This is a genomic window from Variovorax sp. PAMC28562 (assembly GCF_014303735.1).
Taxonomy (GTDB): domain Bacteria; phylum Pseudomonadota; class Gammaproteobacteria; order Burkholderiales; family Burkholderiaceae_C; genus Variovorax.
Window position 1 is genome coordinate 4,510,063 of sequence record NZ_CP060296.1, and the last position, 16,488, is coordinate 4,526,550.

The following is a 16,488-nucleotide window of genomic DNA, read 5'->3' on the forward strand; positions in this document are numbered from 1 at the left end:
GAGACCCTGATATGAAAATCGCTCAAGAAATCCGCGCCGGCAACGTGATCATGCACGGCAAGGACCCGATGGTTGTCCTCAAAACCGAATACAGCCGCGGCGGCCGCAATTCCGCCACCGTCCGAATGAAGCTCAAGAGCCTGGTGGCCAACTTCAACACCGAGCAGGTTTTCAAGGCCGACGACAAGATCGACCAGATCGTGCTCGAGAAGAAAGAGTGCACCTACTCGTACTTTGCCGACCCGCTGTACGTCTGCATGGACACCGAGTTCAACCAGTACGAAGTCGAAGCCGAGAACATGGGCGACGCGCTCAACTACCTCGAAGACGGCATGACACTCGAAGTCGTGTTCTACGACGAGAAGGCCATTTCCGTCGAACTGCCGACCAGCGTCGAGCGCGAAATCACCTGGACCGAGCCCGCCGTCAAGGGCGACACGTCGGGCAAGGTGCTCAAGCCGGCCAAGATCTCGACCGGCTTCGAAGTACCGGTGCCGCTCTTCGTGGCGCAAGGCGACAAGATCGAAATCGACACGCGCACCGGCGAATACCGCAAGCGCGTCTGAGCGCTCCTTTAGCGTTTCGCCCGCTGTCGAAAAAGCTCCCTCGGGAGCTTTTTTTATGTCTTACCCGACCTTCTCTCGTGCCCCGCCGCTGACCGTTCCCCAAGCTGCCGGGTGAGCTGGCCCGTATCCTGCTGTGGCCTCTCCTGCAGACGCAGCAAGCACAATCAGCAAGACTCCCGGAGCCAACGCATGAACAACACACACAACCTCCACGACAAACGCCTGGCCGACGCCTGGGCGACGCTGCAAACCCACTCCGACAAGGGCTTGCCGCTCGATCCGGACCCGTCCCGCCTTGCGTTCGCCGACCCGGAATTCCTGTTGCGCCGCGAGACCCGCGGCCTTCGCATGCAGCTGGAGCTGATGAAGCCCGACATCGAGATGCGGGCGCACGGCATTGAGAACACCGTGGTCGTGTTCGGCAGCGCGCGCTTTCGAAGCGAAGAAGAATCCGGTGCGCTGATCGCCCAGGCCGAGGCGGCGGGCGATGCCATCGCGGTGGAGCGCCTGCGCCGCCTGGCACGCGGTTCGCACTACTACGAGCAGGCGCGAGCCTTCGGCAAGATGGTCGCGCAGTACAGCAACGACAAGGAGCCGGAAGACAAGCTCTTCATCTGCACCGGTGGCGGCCCCGGCATCATGCAGGCCGCCAATCGAGGCTCTTACGAAGGCGGTGGCCTCAACATCGGCCTCGCCATCGCCCTGCCGATGGAAGAGGAACCCAACCCGTACGTCACGCCAGCGCTGAGCTTCAAGTTCCATTACTTCGCGATTCGCAAGATGCACTTCATGATGCGGGCGAAGGCACTGGTCGCGTTCCCCGGCGGCTTCGGCACGCTCGACGAGCTCTTCGAGGTCATCACGCTGGTCCAGACCAAGAAGTCGAAGCCGGTGCCGATCGTGCTGTTCGGCTCCGATTACTGGAAGCAGCTGCTCAACTTCGATTTTCTGGTAGACGAAGGTGTGATCTCGCCCAACGACGTCAAGCTCTTCGAATACGTCGACGCGCCCGCCGATGCTTGGAAAGCCATCAAGGCTTTCTACAAGCTCTGAGCTGTCTGTGCCTCCGGTGCCGGTGCTTCGGGCGGCGGCACCTTGAGGCCCCATACAGAGCGCGTGCCGGCAGCCACCACGCCACCGACGATCCAGAACACGCCCGCCACGCCGATCAAAGCGCCAGCCGCACCGAATAGCATCGGCATCGCCACGCTCGATGCGTTCAGCGTCATCAGACGCAAGCCGAGCGCCTCGCCGTGACGTGAATGCGGCGTTGTCTGGTGCAACATGCTCATCACCATCGGTTGCACTGCGCCCAGCGCCAGGCCGAGCGCAACCGAGCAGCAACCCATGCCGAAGGCTGTGGTCATGAATGGATAGACAGCGAACACGAGCGCTGTGACGACGTTCGACACGGTGATCACGCTGCGCTCGCTGGCCCGTGAAGCAATGGCCGGCAGCACCACGCGCACGGCGGCTGCGGCCACCGCGAAAGCACCGAGGATCGACCCGATGACCGAGGCACTCAAGCCGCGTTGGTGACCGAGCAGCGGCAGCACGAAGGTGTGGACGTCCCACGACGCGGACTGCAGCCAGTTGACGAACAACAGCCGACGGAACATCGGCTCCGACAACAGATCCCAGGCGCGCGGCTTCGGTGCGCCGAGGGCCGACGGCGGCATCGGCAGGTCGCGTGCACTGCGCGCCAGCCACCAGCAGGCGAGCGGCAGCAGCGCCAGCAGTCCGAATGCCACACGGTAGCCGACGATGTCGCCAGGCGCGCCGCCCGCATGGTCGATCAGCAGCCCGACGGCGAACGGACCGACAAAATTGGCAGCAGCCGGCGCGATAGCCAGCCAGCTGAAAACCTGCTTCAACTGAGCCGGACTTTGCGCAGCGCGGCCGACGTGCCGTTGCAATGCGATCACTGCGATGCCGGTAGCGCCTCCGGTGAGAAGTGCGGCGACGCACAACGCCGGAAAGACCGGAAACGCCGCGCACAACGCAGCGCCCAGTGCCGCAGAGACAACAGCGATCAAGAGCGGCTTGCGCAAGCCATGCCGGTCTGCGAAACGCCCGGCCGGCAGCGCCAGAAAAACCTGCGTCAGCGCGAACAGCGCCAGCATGACGCCGACGGCCGCCGGGCTGTAGCCCTGCTGCAGCGCGAGCAGCGGGGCGGCGAGACGCGTACCGGTCATCACGGCATGCAGGCAGACCTGCGCCAGGATCAGGCGCAGCAGTTCAGCTGTCACGGCGTCTCATCATCTCCCTCGAGGGCCGGTGGCAGCAACACCTGCGCCTGGGCTTCAGGCAACGCCTCGACCTGGCGCAGCGCGCGGTGCATGACGTTGCTGCGCGTCTGCGCCTGGTCCAGCGTGTTGAGCACCGTCTGCGCCTGGTTCTTGACGCGCGCGAGCACATCGCCGAACTTGCCGAACTCGGCCTTGACCGCGCCCAGCACCTGCCACACCTCGCTGGAACGCTTTTCCAGCGCCAGCGTACGGAATCCCATCTGCAGCGAATTGAGGATGGCGAGCAAAGTCGTCGGGCCCGCCAGCGTGATGCGATGCTTGCGCTGCAGCCCCTGCATGAGGTCAGGGCGGCGCAGCACCTCGGCATACAGCCCTTCGGTCGGCAAAAAGAGGATCGCGAAGTCGGTGGTATGAGGCGGCGCGATGTACTTTTCTTCGATGGCCTTCGCCTCCAGCCAGATGCGTGCCTCCAAGGCACGGCCAGCCAGTTCTGCGGCGATCGGGTCGGCGCGCTGCTGCGCGTCGAGCAGGCGCTCATAGTCCTCGTTGGGAAACTTGGCATCGATCGGCAGCCAAAGCGCGTCGCCTTCTGCGGTGCGGCCCGGCAGTCGGATGGCGAAGTCCACCGTATGACGCGCACCGGGACGCGTCACGACCTGCGCGGCGTACTGGTCGACAGTGAACACCTGTTCCAGCAGCGCACCCAGTTGCGCCTCGCCGAAGATGCCGCGCGTCTTGACGTTGGTGAGCAAGTGCTTGAGATCGCCCACGCCCTGCGCCAGGGTCTGCATTTCGCCCAGACCCTTGTGCACCTGTTCGAGTCGATCGGCCACCTGCTTGAAGCTTTCGCCGAGGCGCGCTTCAAGCGTGCTTTGCAGCTTCTCGTCGACGGTCTTGCGCATCTCTTCGAGCTTGGCGGTATTGCTCTGCTGAAGCTGCGCGAGCTGCGTTTCCATGGTGGTGCGCACCTCGGCCAAGCGCCGTGCGTTTGATTCCGAGAGGCCTTGCAACTGCGTGTTGAGCGTGTCGGCCAGGGTCTTTTGCAGCATTGCCAATTGCTGGCCGAACGCGTCGATCTGCGCGTTCTGCGTGCGGGTCGATTCGGCACCCTGCTGAAGCAACGCATGCTGGAACGTCGCGAAGACCTGTGCCGTTTCCTGCCGCGTGCCACGCGCGTTCTCGCCGATCTCTCGGCGTAACTCGCGCTCGATGCGCTCGTTGCCAGCGCCGAGCGTCACGATCAGTTCGGTGTGATCCGGCTTGGGTGCACGACGTGCCAGCAACCACACGAGGAGCACCAGCTCGACAGCCGCCAGCACCATCAACACGAGAAGGATCAATGGGAAATCGAATGGCATGTCGACGGTTTATGTTCCTGCCTGGGCCAGGGGTGTGACCGGCGTCACCGGCCCCTTGCCCTCGAAGAATGCGATCAGGTTGTCCGCTGCCAATTCGGCCATGGCACGCCGCGTCGGTACCGTCGCGCTGGCGATGTGCGGAGTCAGCACGACATTCGGCACAGTGAGCAAATCGGGATGCACTTTGGGCTCGCCTTCGAACACGTCGAGGCCCGCCGCGGCGATGCGCTTGTCGCGCAATGCAGCGGCCAGCGCCGCATCGTCGACGATGCCGCCGCGCGCGATGTTGACCAGCGTCGCGGTCGGCTTCATCAACGCAAGTTCAGCGGCGCCGATGGTGTGGTGCGACGCTGGTGTGTAGGGCACCACCAGCACCACGTGATCGGCGGTCCTTAGCAATTCTTCCTTGCTCACATAGCTGGCCTTGCACTCGGCTTCGAGTGCAGCATCGAGCCGCGAACGGTTGTGATAAATCACCTTCATGCCGAATCCATGCGCGCCGCGTTTGGCGATGCCCTGTCCGATGCGTCCCATGCCGATGATGCCAAGCGTTGCGCCGTGGATGTCGGAGCCGGAGAACATGTCGTACGCCCACTTGTTCCACTTCCCCGCGCGCAAGTAGTGCTCGCTCTCGGCGATGCGGCGCGCCGTGGCCATGAGCAACGCGAAGCCGAAGTCGGCTGTCGTCTCGGTCAGCACGTCGGGTGCATTGGTGCCCGTGACGCCGCGAGAGACCATGGCATCGATATCGAAGTTGTTGTAACCGACGGCCATGTTGGCGCAGATCTTCAGCTCGGGGCAAGCGTCGAGCAACTCGCCATCGATGCGCTCGCTGCCGGTGGTGAACACGCCGGCTTTGCCCTTGAGTTTGTCGATAAGCCGGGCTTTAGACCACACGTCGTCGGCCTGGTTGGATTCGACGTCGAAGTGCTGCGACAGGCGCTCGATGGTCTCGGGAAAGATGGCTCGCGCGATCAGGATTTTTGGTTTGCTCATGATGATCCTTTCAGCGCACGTTCAGCGAAAAAACAGGAACGTGCAGACGACAAAAAGCGGCAGCAAGATGGTGCACGACCAGGCGATGTAGCCGAAGAAGCCCGGCATGCGCACGCCCCGGCTCTCGGCAATGGCCTTGACCATCAGGTTCGGTGCATTCCCGATGTAGCTGACCGCCCCCATGAACACCGCGCCGGCCGAGATGGCGGCCAGGGTCGATGCACGTGCGGTCATCAGAACATCCGCGTCGCCGCCGGCGGTGTTGAAAAAGACAAGGTAGGTGGGTGCGTTGTCAAGAAACGCGCTCAGCAATCCGGTGGCCCAGAAATACATCGGCGGGTTCGGTTCACCACCGGGCAGCGTGACGGCTGCGACCACCGCGGCGAACGGCCCAGCCGCCCCTGCCTTGAGCATCGTGATGACCGGCGCGATGGTCACGAAGATGCCGGCGAAGAGCTTGGCCACTTCGCGCATCGGCTCCCACTCGAACTGGTTGGCGGCGTGAACCGGGGCGGCGGTGAGCTTGAGAGAAATCAGCGTCAGCACCACCAGGCCGACATCGCGCACCAGTCCCGGCAGCCCGACCGATGTGCCATACACATCGAACACCATGTCCGACTTCCACAGGCCGCTCATCAACACCAGCCCGATCACGCCGGCCAGCAAGATGAAGTTGACGCCACCGTCGATGCCGATGCGCCTGGTATCGGGCGTCGGGTCTTGCGGCAGCACGCCTTCTTTGCGGTACCAATGGCGGTCGAGTAGATAGAAGATGGCGAGCAACGCGGCGACCAGCAGCAGTGTCTCGGGCAGGATGTTGCGCGCAGTCCAGAAGAAATCCACGCCTTTCAAAAAGCCGAGGAACAGCGGCGGATCGCCCAGCGGCGTCAGCGAGCCACCGATGTTCGACACGATGAAGATAAAGAACACGACCGTATGCACCTTGTGCACCCGGTTGTCGTTGGCGCGGATCAGCGGACGTATCAACAACATCGAGGCGCCGGTGGTGCCCATGACGCTCGCCAGCAGCCCGCCGATGGCAAGGATGGTCGTATTGGTCACCGGGTCGCCGTGCAGATTGCCGCTGATATGAATGCCACCCGATACCGTGAACAGCGCGACCAGCAACAAGATGAACGGAACGTACTCAGCGAGCAATGCATGCACAAGCTCATGCGCCGCGGACGAGGAGCCGAACACGGTCATCAACGGCAACAGAAACGAAAGCGCCCAACCCAACGCCACCTTGCCGTAATGCCCGTGCCAGAAGTGCGGCGCAATGAGTGGCAGCAGTGCGATAGACAGCAGCAACCCGGCAAAGGGCAGCGCCCACATCACGGACAGCGTGGCGCCGTCCATCAGCGCTGTACCGTCGTGCGGGCCGTCATGCGGGCTGCTCGATCTCAAACACCTGGCGCAGGTAGGCCAGATATTTTTCGTCTTCGCACATGTTCTTGGATGGCGTGTCCGACAGCTTCGCGACTGGCTGGTCGTTGCAGCGGATCATCTTGATCACGATCTGCAGCGGCTCGTAGCCGAGGTCGTTTGTCAGGTTGGTGCCGATGCCGAAGGCGAGCAGGCACCGCCCGCGAAACTGCTGGTACAGCTCAATGGTGCGCGGCACCGTGAGTCCGTCACTGAAGATGAGCGTCTTGGTACGCGGGTCGACACGGTTGGCCGTGTAGTGCGCCAGCATGCGTTCGCCCCACTGGAAAGGGTCGCCGCTGTCGTGCCGCGAGCCGTCGAAGAGCTTGCAGAACAACAAGTCGAAGTCGCGCAGGAAAGCGCTCATGCCATACACATCGGACAGTGCGATGCCGAGGTCGCCGCGGTATTCGCGCCCCCACATTTCGAAGCCGAAGACCTGGCTGTCGCGCAACCGTGGGCCGAGCGCCTGACACGCCTGCAGATACTCGTGCGCCATGGTCCCGAGCGGGATCAGACCGAGCTTCATCGCGAAGAGGACATTGCTGGTGCCGGCGAATTGCGGCGGCTTGGGGGTGGCTCTGGACGGCACCAGCACCGGCCCCAATTGGGCACTGAGGGTCCGCAGTATCTCTTCGTGCCATTCCTTGGAGAAGCGGCGACGCGTGCCGTAGTCGGCGATCTTCAGGTCTTCGAGACCGTCTGCCTGCAACTGCGAGATCTTGTTCTCGAGCCGGCGCCGCCCCTCGTCAACATCGGCCTGCGGCTGGGTGTTGCGAAAGTAGACCTCGTTGACGATGGCCAGCACCGGGACCTCGAACAGGATGGTGTGCAGCCACGGTCCTTTGATGCTGATCTCGAGTTCGCCCGAGGGTTGCGGGACGATGTCGATGTACTTCTCGTTGAGCTTGAAGAGCCCGAGGAAGTCGACGAAGTCGCTCTTGATGAAACGCATCGAACGCAGGTATCCGAGTTCAGCGTCGAGAAACTGCAGGGAGCATAGGGAACGCACTTCGTCGCGAATCTCGTCGGCAAAGCGAGCCAGATCGACGCCCGGGTTGCGGCACTTGAATCGGTATTCGACCTGCGCCCCAGGAAAGTGGTGCAGCACGACTTGCATCATCGTGAACTTGTAGAGGTCGGTGTCCAGCAGGCTTTGAATGATCATGGTGCAGCGCGTGTGTCTCTCTTCAAGGTGCAAGGCTTTGCGACTGGGCGTCGACGATGACGTCGCTTGGGGTGGCTCGATTATCACGGGGCGCGTCGGCATGTGCCTACGGTCGGTTGCCGGGGCGTCCTACCGGCTCGCCACGATGCCGCTACGTACATTTTCTCCACGGCAACACGGCACGCCGGACCACCCAAACCGAAGGAGAAAGTCATGAACAAAGACACCGTTGAGGGCAACTGGAAACAGCTCAAGGGCAAGCTCAAGGAGCAGTGGGGCAAGCTGACCGACGACGATTTCGACGTCATCGCCGGCAAGCGCGACCAGCTGCTCGGACGCATCCAGGAGCGCCACGGCATCAGCCGTGACGAGGCCGAAAAGCAGGTCAAGGATTGGGAGGGCCGCGATGGCCGTACGCCTGACGCACTCTGGTTCGAAAAAGTCTGAACCGCTGAATCTTCAATTTATCAACTCAACGAGGGAAACTCTCATGAAAAAACATCTGCTTATGCTGGCACTCGCATCGTCTTGCTTCGTGATGACGCACGCCAGCGCCATGACAAAGGACGAGTACAAAGTCGCCAAGCAAAAGATCGAATCCGACTACAAGGTCGCCAAGGCGCAGTGCGACACGATGAAGGACAACGCCAAGGACGTGTGCATGAAGGAGGCCAAGGGCACCGAGAACGTGGCCAAGGCCGACCTTGAGCAGCAATACAAGCCGAGCGACAGCCACGCCCGCAAGGTCGCTGAAGAAAAGGCAACGATGGCCTATGACGTCGCCAAGGAAAAGTGCGACGACCAGAAGGGCGATGCCAAGAGTGCATGCGTGAACCAGGCCAAAGCCGATCACGACAAGTCCAAGGCCGACATGAAGGCCATGAAGAAAGGCTGATCCAGCGGTCGCCTTTTGGGACGGCTTCTTGGCTATCAGCAAAAAAACGGCGCCTCGTGCGCCGTTTTTTATTGTGCTCGGAGTTCGTCGGCAACGTGCCGCAACCCCTGGGGCAACGGTACCGGCCTCTGTGTCGAGCGGTCAACATACACATGAACGAGGTGCCCTTGTGCTGCAGCCATCTCGGCGCCCCGGGCGAACAGCGCGATTTCGTATCGAACACTGGAACTGCCGGCCTGAGCGACACGCAGGCCAGCTTCCACCGTTTGCGGAAACGCCAGCGGCGCGAAGTAGTTGCATTGCGTCTCGACAACGAAGCCGATGATCTGGCCCGCGTGAATGTCCAGTACGCCGCGCTCGATGAGTTCCGCATTGACCACCGTGTCGAACCAGCCGTAGTACACGACGTTGTTCACGTGGCCGTACATGTCGTTGTCGGCCCAACGCGTGGGGATGGTCCTGAAAGTGCGGTAGGCGCTGCGACTCTGAGGTTGGGGACGGGCAATGACAGGAGGCTGTGGACGTTCGCTCATGGCGCCGAATTCTGCCAGCCACTGCATCGGCAGGCGTTTTAGAAAGCCCGTTCTAAATTGCTGCATAGCAGCAAAAAACGCTTGAAAGCTGTAGTCAGCTCCCTATACTTCAGTCCATGCTGCAGCGCAACATAGACGGCTCGGCAACGTACCAAGCACCCCTTTTCAACACTACTGGAGATCATCATGGCCCTCAACGCTGACCAACTCATCGCTTCGCAAAAAGCTTCGCTCGAAACCCTGTTCGGCCTGACCACCAAGGCATTCGAAGGCGTCGAGAAGCTGGTCGAACTGAACGTGACCGCCTCCAAGGCAGCACTGACCGAAGCTGCTGGCACCGCCAAAGCCGTGATGGGCGTCAAGGACGCACAAGAACTTTTGGCTCTCCAAGCCAGCCTGTTCCAGCCGCTCGCCGAAAAGACCGCTGCCTACAGCCGTCACCTGTACGACATCGCACAAGGCACCAGCGCCGAGTTCACCAAGGCATTCGAAGCCAAGGCCGCCGAAACGCAAGCCACCATCGTCGGCATGGTCGACAGCGCTTCGAAGAACGCACCTGCAGGCTCTGAAACCGCCGTCGCCATGATGAAGAGCGCCGTGGCTGCCGCCAACAACGCATTCGAATCGGTGCAGAAGGCTGTCAAGCAAGCTTCCGACGTTGCCGAAGCCAACTTCACCGCCGTGTCGACGCAAGCCGTCAACGCTGCCAAGACCGCTACCGCCAAGACCAAGCGTTAATTCACAAGTTGTCTCCTTGGGTCCTCACGGATCCAATTCAGGGCCCTGTTTTCGGACAGGGCCTCTTTTTTTGTCCGACCGCTTTTGCGCACCCTGCATGCCGGCGTCTTCGATAATGCGACCCTCACTATTTGGAGATACGCATGCAGATCGAAGGCAAGGTTTTCATCGTCACCGGCGGCGCGTCGGGGTTGGGCGAGGGCACGGCACGGATGCTGGCCGCCAACGGTGCCAAGGTCGTGATCGCCGACATGCAGGACAAGGGCGAAGCGGTCGCACAAGACATCGGCGGCGTGTTCGTCAAGTGCGACGTAAGTCAGGAAGCCGACGGGCAAGCCGCCGTCGCTGCCGCGCTCAAGCTGGGCAAGCTTTTCGGCCTCGTCAACTGTGCCGGCATCGCGCCGGCCGAAAAAACGGTGGGCAAGAACGGCGCGCACGCGCTGGCTGTTTTCAGCAAAACGGTGACGGTGAACCTCATCGGCAGCTTCAACATGATCCGCCTCGCGGCCGAAGCCATGGCCAAGAACGAGCCCGAGTCGACCGGCGAGCGCGGCGTGTTGATCTCGACGGCTTCCGTGGCGGCCTACGATGGGCAAATGGGCCAGGCCGCCTACGCTGCGTCGAAGGGCGGCGTGGTCGGCATGACACTCCCGATCGCGCGCGATCTTGCGCGCAACGGCATCCGCAACATGACGATCGCTCCCGGCATCTTCGGCACCCCGATGCTGTTCGGCATGCCGCAAGACCTGCAAGACGCGCTGGCCGCCAGCGTGCCGTTTCCGTCGCGCCTCGGCACGCCGGAGGACTACGCCAGGCTCGCGAAGCACATCATCGAAAACGACATGCTCAACGGCGAAGTGATTCGCCTCGACGGGGCGATCCGGCTTCCGCCGCAATAACTGCCTCGCCCATGACTGACGGCGTCAAGCGTCGTCTGCAACGCCGATGCGGCCTTCGATCGGCTCGGTGCTCCCGGTGCGCTCCAGCCGTTCATATTGCGAGATGACCTGGGCGCCGAAGAGCACCAGCGTCGCGGCGATTTCCAGGCTCAGAAGCACCACGATGGCCGTCGTCAGCGAGCCGTATACGACATTGACTTGCGACAGCGACGAGAAATACCAGACCAGGATGCGTCGCGTGACTTCCCACAACAATGCCGCAGTAATGCCGCCCAGCAGCGCGTGGTGCAGCGACAGCCGCCCGACCGGCATCACCAGGTAGAGCGAGGTCAGCATGAAGATCTCGCCGCCGAGGCCAAGCAAGTAAAGCAGCACGCCCGACACACCTGAGAGCGACCAGCTGCGCCCGAACAGGTCGACGCTCGATTGCCCGATGAGCTGCAGCGCGCCCGACACCACCGTGACCAGCAGCAGCCCGACGCACAGGCACAGGATGTAGACGTAGGGCATGACCACCGACAACAGCGCATGGCGCCGATGAGTCGACTTGCGGTGATGAAAGATCACTGTCATCGCCGCTTCGAGCACAGTGAAGGCCAGCGAGCTGAAGAAGATCATCGTCACCAGCAGCACCGGCCCGAGCACGTCGCGATGGTCGAGAAAATTCGACAGCTCCTGCACGACGGCCTTCGACTGGCCCGGCAGCAGCCATTCGAGATAGCGGCCGATCGTCATGAGCAACTCGCGCTGATCTATGAAATGCGACAGCGCGATGACGCTGACGATCAGTAGAGGGACGATCGACAGCAGCGCGTAATAGGCGACCGCGCCCGCGAGCAGCAAACCCTGGTTGGCGCGAAAAGCCTTGAGCGCGTCCCAGATGAAACGGACCGGATGGCGCAGCAGCGGCGCCGCATGACGTGCGGCTTGTCGAAGGGGGCGGGGTGTCATGAGGCGGCGATAAACCGGATGGAACCTGTTGAGGCAAGTATGCCGGCTGAGCGTGTGGCCGCGAGCGGATGCGTATGATTTGGCGCTCCCGTCCCACATGACCATCCCCGCCTCTTTCATCCAGGAACTCATCGCACGGGCGGACGTGGTGGAGATCGTCGGACGCTATGTGCAGTTGAAGAAGGCCGGCGCCAATTTCATGGGGCTGTGTCCGTTCCACGGCGAGAAATCACCCTCGTTTTCGGTGAGCCCGACCAAGCAGTTCTATCACTGCTTCGGCTGCGGAGTGCATGGCAACGCGATCGGTTTTCTGATGGAACACGCGGGCATGGGCTTCGTTGAAGCGGTGCACGATCTGGCCGGTCAATACGGCCTGCAGGTGCCTGAAGACGATGCCTCGCCGGAGGAGCGCGCCCGCGCCGCCGGGCAGCGCCAAAAGCAGGCGACTTTGTTCGACGTGCTCGAAAAAGCCGGCGAGGCCTACCGCAAGCATTTGCGCAATGCACCGGGCGCCATCGACTACCTGAAGCGCCGCGGCGTCTCTGGCGAGGTCGCTAAACAGTTCGGCATCGGCTATGCGCCGGCCGGCTGGCGCGCGCTGGCCAGCGTCTTCCCCAACTACGACGATCCGTTGCTCGCAGAAAGCGGGTTGGTCATCGTCAGCGAAGACACGCAAGGCGTGAACGGGGCGCAGGCCAGCGAAGGCGAAGCGCGACGTTACGACCGCTTTCGCGACCGCGTGATGTTCCCGATTCGCAACGTCAAAGGCGAGTGCATTGGCTTCGGCGGACGCGTGCTCGGCGACGAAAAACCCAAATACCTCAACTCGCCCGAGACGCCGGTATTCAGCAAAGGCCGCGAGCTCTACGGCTTGTACGAAGCACGTGCAGCCTTCCGGGAGCGCGGCTTCGCGCTGGTGACCGAGGGCTACATGGACGTGGTTGCGCTGGCGCAATTGGGCTTTCCGAACGCCGTCGCCACGCTCGGTACGGCCTGCACGCCGGAGCATGTGCAAAAGCTTTTTCGCTTTACCGAATCGGTCGTGTTCAGCTTCGACGGCGACGCGGCCGGCCGGCGCGCAGCGCGCAAGGCGCTCGACGCTGCGCTGCCATATGCGAACGATGTCAGGAGCATGAAGTTCCTCTTCTTGCCGACCGAGCACGACCCCGACAGCTTCATTCGCGAGTTCGGCGCCGACGCTTTTGCTCGCTTCATCGACGACGCGACACCCTTGTCGCGCTTCATGCTCGAAGCCGCGCGCGAAGGTTGCGACCTGGCAACCGCCGAAGGGCGCGCTCACATGACCAGCAACGTGCGACCGCTGTGGGGCGCCCTGCCCGACGGCGCCTTCAAGCGCCAGTTGCTGGGCGACATTGCAGGCATGGTTCAGATGGGCGTCGAGGCGCTGAACGAACTTTGGGGTTCGACGGCAGCGCCTCGAAATGCGCCGTCATCCGCGTCTGTGCCGACCAGTCGTTACAGAAACGACGGTGACCGAACCGTATCCGATGGTCGGTATGGCGGCAAGCCATCGCAAAGTCGGCCGCCGAGCCGCGGGCGCGTGCTGCCGCTCACCCGCCCCGACCTGGCGGTGCGGCTGCTGCTTTCGAACATGACCGAATGGGAAGGCCTCTCGCACGAACAGCACGCCATGCTGTGCGACCTGCCCGGTGAGCACGGCCGTTTGTTCGCCTGGCTCGACAGCCAACTGCACGAGCACGGAGCTCAGCCGTGGGCGGCGTTGCGCGAAGGCCTGCGCGAGCAGCCGTTCGACGGGCTGGCGACGCGGCTCATGACAGCCCCCGACGGCGGCCCGATCGGCGATCCCGAGGGAGACCAGGCGGCCGATGCAGCGCGCGAACTGCGCAGCGTGCTCGACTTCATGCTGGACGATCGGCTCAAAGCGCAGCAGAGCGAGGCGATCGCGGCGGTCGGCACCGACCCGCAGGCGCTGGAGCGCTACAAAGCGCTCGAATCGCGCCGGCTGACGCTGCGCGCTCGCCTTAAAAGCAACACAGACACTGCTTGAAAAAAGCGCAGCGCGCTATAATGTCAGGCTTCGCTATCAGCGAATTCGGCAAGAGCGACAGCAGCACCTCCGGTCCGGCCCCATGCGCAATGCACTCCCCTAGCGGGAACGGGCCAATACACCGCAAGGACTGCACACCAAATGTTCGCCCAACATCTTGCCGGTGTGCTTAGTCAGTTTGGCCCATGAGGATTTATTTCCTCTGTGCCCCCTTGTATGCCTGCGCCGGGTCCGTGGTGCGCGTGTGATTCCGCTTGTTAATTCTTGATGTTCGAGGTTGTATGCCCAGTTCAAAGAAGCCTGCCGTGTCCGCCAGCCACCCCGCTGCTAAAAAACCGTTGAAGGCGACCATTGCACCCTCAAGTGCAAAGGTAACCAAAGCGGGTGCCGCCGCCTCAAAGCCGGCTGCCGCAACGAAAGTGAAAACAGTGCCCACGACCAAATCGAATCCTTCCGCCGACCTGAAGAAGCCCGCTGCAACCGCCGTGGCCGCGACGCCAGCCGCACCCGCTCCAAAGAAAGTGGGCCGTCCGCCCAAGGCAGCCGCTGCTTCAGGCGCGGCCGCACCCGCTGCCACCGGCGCCAAGCGCGGCCGAAAGCCCAAGGCTGGCAACGAAGCACCCACGAGCGACGTCGACCTGTCGGACATCGAGGACGATCTGGCCGGTGAACCCGTCGTGACGTCGACCGAAGAAAAGGTCAAGCCACTGCGCATGAAGATCAGCAAGGCGAAAGAACGCGCCTTGATGAAGGAGTTCGGTCTCGACGAGACCGTGCTGTCTGAAGAAGATCTGGCCAAGCGCCGGTCGCGCCTCAAGACCCTGATCACGCTCGGCAAGACCCGCGGCTACCTGACGCACGGAGAAATCTCCGACCACTTGCCCGACAAGCTGGTCGACGCCGAAACGATGGAAGTCGTGGTCACCATGCTCAACGACATGGGCGTGGCGGTTTACGAGCAGACACCCGATGCCGAAACGCTGCTGCTGAACAACACGGCCCCGACTGCCGCGACCGTCGAAGAAGCCGAAGAAGAAGCCGAAGCTGCCCTTTCGACCGTCGACAGCGAATTCGGCCGCACGACCGACCCGGTTCGCATGTACATGCGCGAAATGGGCACCGTCGAACTGCTGACGCGTGAAGGCGAAATCGAAATCGCCAAGCGCATCGAAGGTGGCTTGATGGCGATGATGGAAGCGATTTCCGCATCGCCCGCCACCATCGCCGAAATCCTGCGGCTGGCCAACGAAATTCGTGCCGGCGTGGGCAAGGCCGTCATCACCACCTTCGTCGACGGTTTCTCGAACCCCAACGAGGCCGACGACTATGTGGCCGAAGAAGACTTCGACGAGTTCGATGCCGAAGACGACGACGACGGCAAAGGCGGCTCCAAGGCGCTGACCAAGAAGCTCGAAGAACTCAAGCGCGATGCGCTCGAACGCTTCGACCGCATGGCCACGATGTTCGAAAAGATCCACAAGATCTACGAAAAAGAAGGCTACGGCACGCCTTCGTATGTCAAGGCGCAAGCAGCCCTGAGCGAAGAGCTCATGACCATCCGTTTCACCGCAAAGACGATCGAAAAGCTGTGCGACATGGTGCGCAGTCAGGTCGACGATGTGCGGAAGAAAGAGCGCGAGCTGCGCCGCATCATCGTGGACAAGTGCGGCTTTCCGCAGGACGACTTCATTCGCGACTTCAGCGGCTACGACAAGAACGGCAACCGCGTTGCCTCGCACCTGCTGAACCAGAAATGGGTCGAGAAGCACGCCGCCTCCGGCAAGGCTTGGAGCGTGGTGCTCGCACGGAACATCCCACCGGTACAGGAACTGCAGCAAAAGCTCGCCGACATCCAGGCGCGCGTCGTGGTGCCTCTGCCTGAGCTGAAGGACATCAACAAGCGCATGAACGAGGGCGAATATTCGTCGCGCGCCGCCAAGAAGGAAATGATCGAAGCCAACTTGCGCCTCGTGATTTCCATCGCCAAGAAGTACACCAACCGCGGCCTGCAGTTCCTCGACTTGATCCAGGAAGGCAACATCGGCTTGATGAAGGCGGTCGACAAGTTCGAATACCGTCGCGGCTACAAATTCTCGACGTACGCGACCTGGTGGATTCGCCAGGCGATCACCCGCTCGATCGCCGACCAGGCACGCACCATCCGTATTCCGGTGCACATGATCGAGACGATCAACAAGATGAACCGCATCAGCAGGCAGCATTTGCAGGAGTTCGGCTTCGAGCCTGATGCGTCCATCCTGGCTGCCAAGATGGAGATCCCGGAAGACAAGATCCGCAAGATCATGAAGATCGCCAAAGAGCCGATCTCCATGGAAACGCCGATCGGCGACGATGACGATTCGCACCTGGGCGACTTCATCGAGGACAGCAGCAACACGGCGCCGATCGAGGCTGCCATGCAGGCGGGCCTGCGCGACGTGGTCAAGGACATCCTCGACTCGCTGACGCCACGCGAAGCCAAGGTGTTGCGCATGCGCTTCGGCATCGAGATGAGCACCGATCACACGCTCGAAGAAGTCGGCAAGCAGTTCGACGTGACGCGTGAGCGCATTCGCCAGATCGAAGCGAAAGCGTTGCGGAAGTTGAAGCACCCGAGCCGTTCGGACAAGCTGCGTTCGTTCATCGACACGCTCTGACCCCCCGGATCCCGTCACAAGGAT

Annotated in this window: 15 protein-coding genes; 8 read left to right on the top strand and 7 right to left on the bottom strand. The window is 62.2% G+C overall.

The window, feature by feature from the left end:
- Positions 1–11 precede the first annotated feature (11 nt).
- Positions 12–566 carry an elongation factor P gene (efp, locus tag H7F36_RS21185; protein WP_068632364.1) on the top strand — a complete coding sequence of 185 codons (555 nt, stop codon included), beginning with the start codon at positions 12–14 and terminating at the stop codon, positions 564–566.
- Positions 567–755: 189 nt separating this feature from the next.
- The gene (locus tag H7F36_RS21190) at positions 756–1,619 is read left to right on the top strand and encodes a TIGR00730 family Rossman fold protein (RefSeq protein WP_187052617.1); all 864 of its coding nucleotides are present in this window, start codon (positions 756–758) and stop codon (positions 1,617–1,619) included.
- Here the strand turns inward: H7F36_RS21190 and H7F36_RS21195 are convergent.
- Genes H7F36_RS21195 through pncB form a run of 5 tightly spaced genes read right to left on the bottom strand, consistent with a single transcriptional unit; the run spans position 1,607 to position 7,762 of the window.
- Positions 1,607–2,815, bottom strand: a complete 1,209-nt coding sequence (locus H7F36_RS21195; RefSeq protein ID WP_187052618.1) for an MFS transporter — start codon at positions 2,813–2,815, stop codon at positions 1,607–1,609. The genes H7F36_RS21190 and H7F36_RS21195 overlap by 13 nt on opposite strands.
- Positions 2,812–4,173, bottom strand: a complete 1,362-nt coding sequence (locus H7F36_RS21200) for a DNA recombination protein RmuC (protein ID WP_187052619.1) — start codon at positions 4,171–4,173, stop codon at positions 2,812–2,814. Before H7F36_RS21200 ends, H7F36_RS21195 begins: the two co-directional genes overlap by 4 nt.
- Positions 4,174–4,182: 9 nt before the next feature.
- Entirely contained in the window at positions 4,183–5,169 is a 987-nt protein-coding gene (locus H7F36_RS21205; RefSeq protein WP_187052620.1) for a 2-hydroxyacid dehydrogenase, read from the bottom strand.
- Between the two features lie 21 nt (positions 5,170–5,190).
- Positions 5,191–6,528, bottom strand: coding sequence for a sodium:proton antiporter (locus tag H7F36_RS21210; RefSeq protein ID WP_187055140.1), 1,338 nt, complete (start codon positions 6,526–6,528; stop codon positions 5,191–5,193).
- A 25-nt stretch (positions 6,529–6,553) separates the two neighbouring features.
- Positions 6,554–7,762 (bottom strand): nicotinate phosphoribosyltransferase, encoded by a 1,209-nt coding sequence (gene pncB / locus H7F36_RS21215; protein WP_187052621.1) that lies wholly within the window; start codon positions 7,760–7,762, stop codon positions 6,554–6,556.
- Positions 7,763–7,975: 213 nt separating this feature from the next.
- Between pncB and H7F36_RS21220 the strand changes: the two genes are divergently transcribed.
- Together H7F36_RS21220 and H7F36_RS21225 are read left to right on the top strand one after the other, a co-directional pair.
- On the top strand, positions 7,976–8,209 hold the full coding sequence (locus H7F36_RS21220) for a CsbD family protein (protein ID WP_187052622.1): 234 nt from the start codon (positions 7,976–7,978) through the stop codon (positions 8,207–8,209).
- Between the two features lie 43 nt (positions 8,210–8,252).
- Positions 8,253–8,657: a hypothetical protein gene (locus H7F36_RS21225; RefSeq protein ID WP_187052623.1), complete on the top strand. Its 405-nt coding sequence runs from the start codon at positions 8,253–8,255 to the stop codon at positions 8,655–8,657.
- A 68-nt stretch (positions 8,658–8,725) separates the two neighbouring features.
- On the opposite strand, the gene H7F36_RS21230 is transcribed toward H7F36_RS21225, so the two are convergent.
- Positions 8,726–9,190 carry an acyl-CoA thioesterase gene (locus H7F36_RS21230; RefSeq protein ID WP_261802428.1) on the bottom strand — a complete coding sequence of 155 codons (465 nt, stop codon included), beginning with the start codon at positions 9,188–9,190 and terminating at the stop codon, positions 8,726–8,728.
- A gap of 186 nt (positions 9,191–9,376) precedes the next feature.
- Here H7F36_RS21230 and H7F36_RS21235 point away from each other — a divergent pair, with 186 nt between their 5' ends.
- Positions 9,377–9,928, top strand: coding sequence for a phasin family protein (locus tag H7F36_RS21235; RefSeq protein ID WP_187052625.1), 552 nt, complete (start codon positions 9,377–9,379; stop codon positions 9,926–9,928).
- Positions 9,929–10,071: 143 nt separating this feature from the next.
- Positions 10,072–10,827 (top strand): 3-hydroxyacyl-CoA dehydrogenase, encoded by a 756-nt coding sequence (locus H7F36_RS21240; RefSeq protein ID WP_187052626.1) that lies wholly within the window; start codon positions 10,072–10,074, stop codon positions 10,825–10,827.
- A gap of 24 nt (positions 10,828–10,851) precedes the next feature.
- Here the strand turns inward: H7F36_RS21240 and H7F36_RS21245 are convergent, their stop codons facing one another.
- Positions 10,852–11,778: a YihY/virulence factor BrkB family protein gene (locus tag H7F36_RS21245; RefSeq protein ID WP_187052627.1), complete on the bottom strand. Its 927-nt coding sequence runs from the start codon at positions 11,776–11,778 to the stop codon at positions 10,852–10,854.
- A gap of 97 nt (positions 11,779–11,875) precedes the next feature.
- Between H7F36_RS21245 and dnaG the strand changes: the two genes are divergently transcribed.
- Together dnaG and rpoD are read left to right on the top strand one after the other, a co-directional pair.
- The gene (gene dnaG / locus H7F36_RS21250; protein WP_187052628.1) at positions 11,876–13,807 is read left to right on the top strand and encodes a DNA primase; all 1,932 of its coding nucleotides are present in this window, start codon (positions 11,876–11,878) and stop codon (positions 13,805–13,807) included.
- A gap of 281 nt (positions 13,808–14,088) precedes the next feature.
- Entirely contained in the window at positions 14,089–16,464 is a 2,376-nt protein-coding gene (gene rpoD / locus H7F36_RS21255; protein ID WP_187052629.1) for an RNA polymerase sigma factor RpoD, read from the top strand.
- Positions 16,465–16,488: the final 24 nt, after the last annotated feature.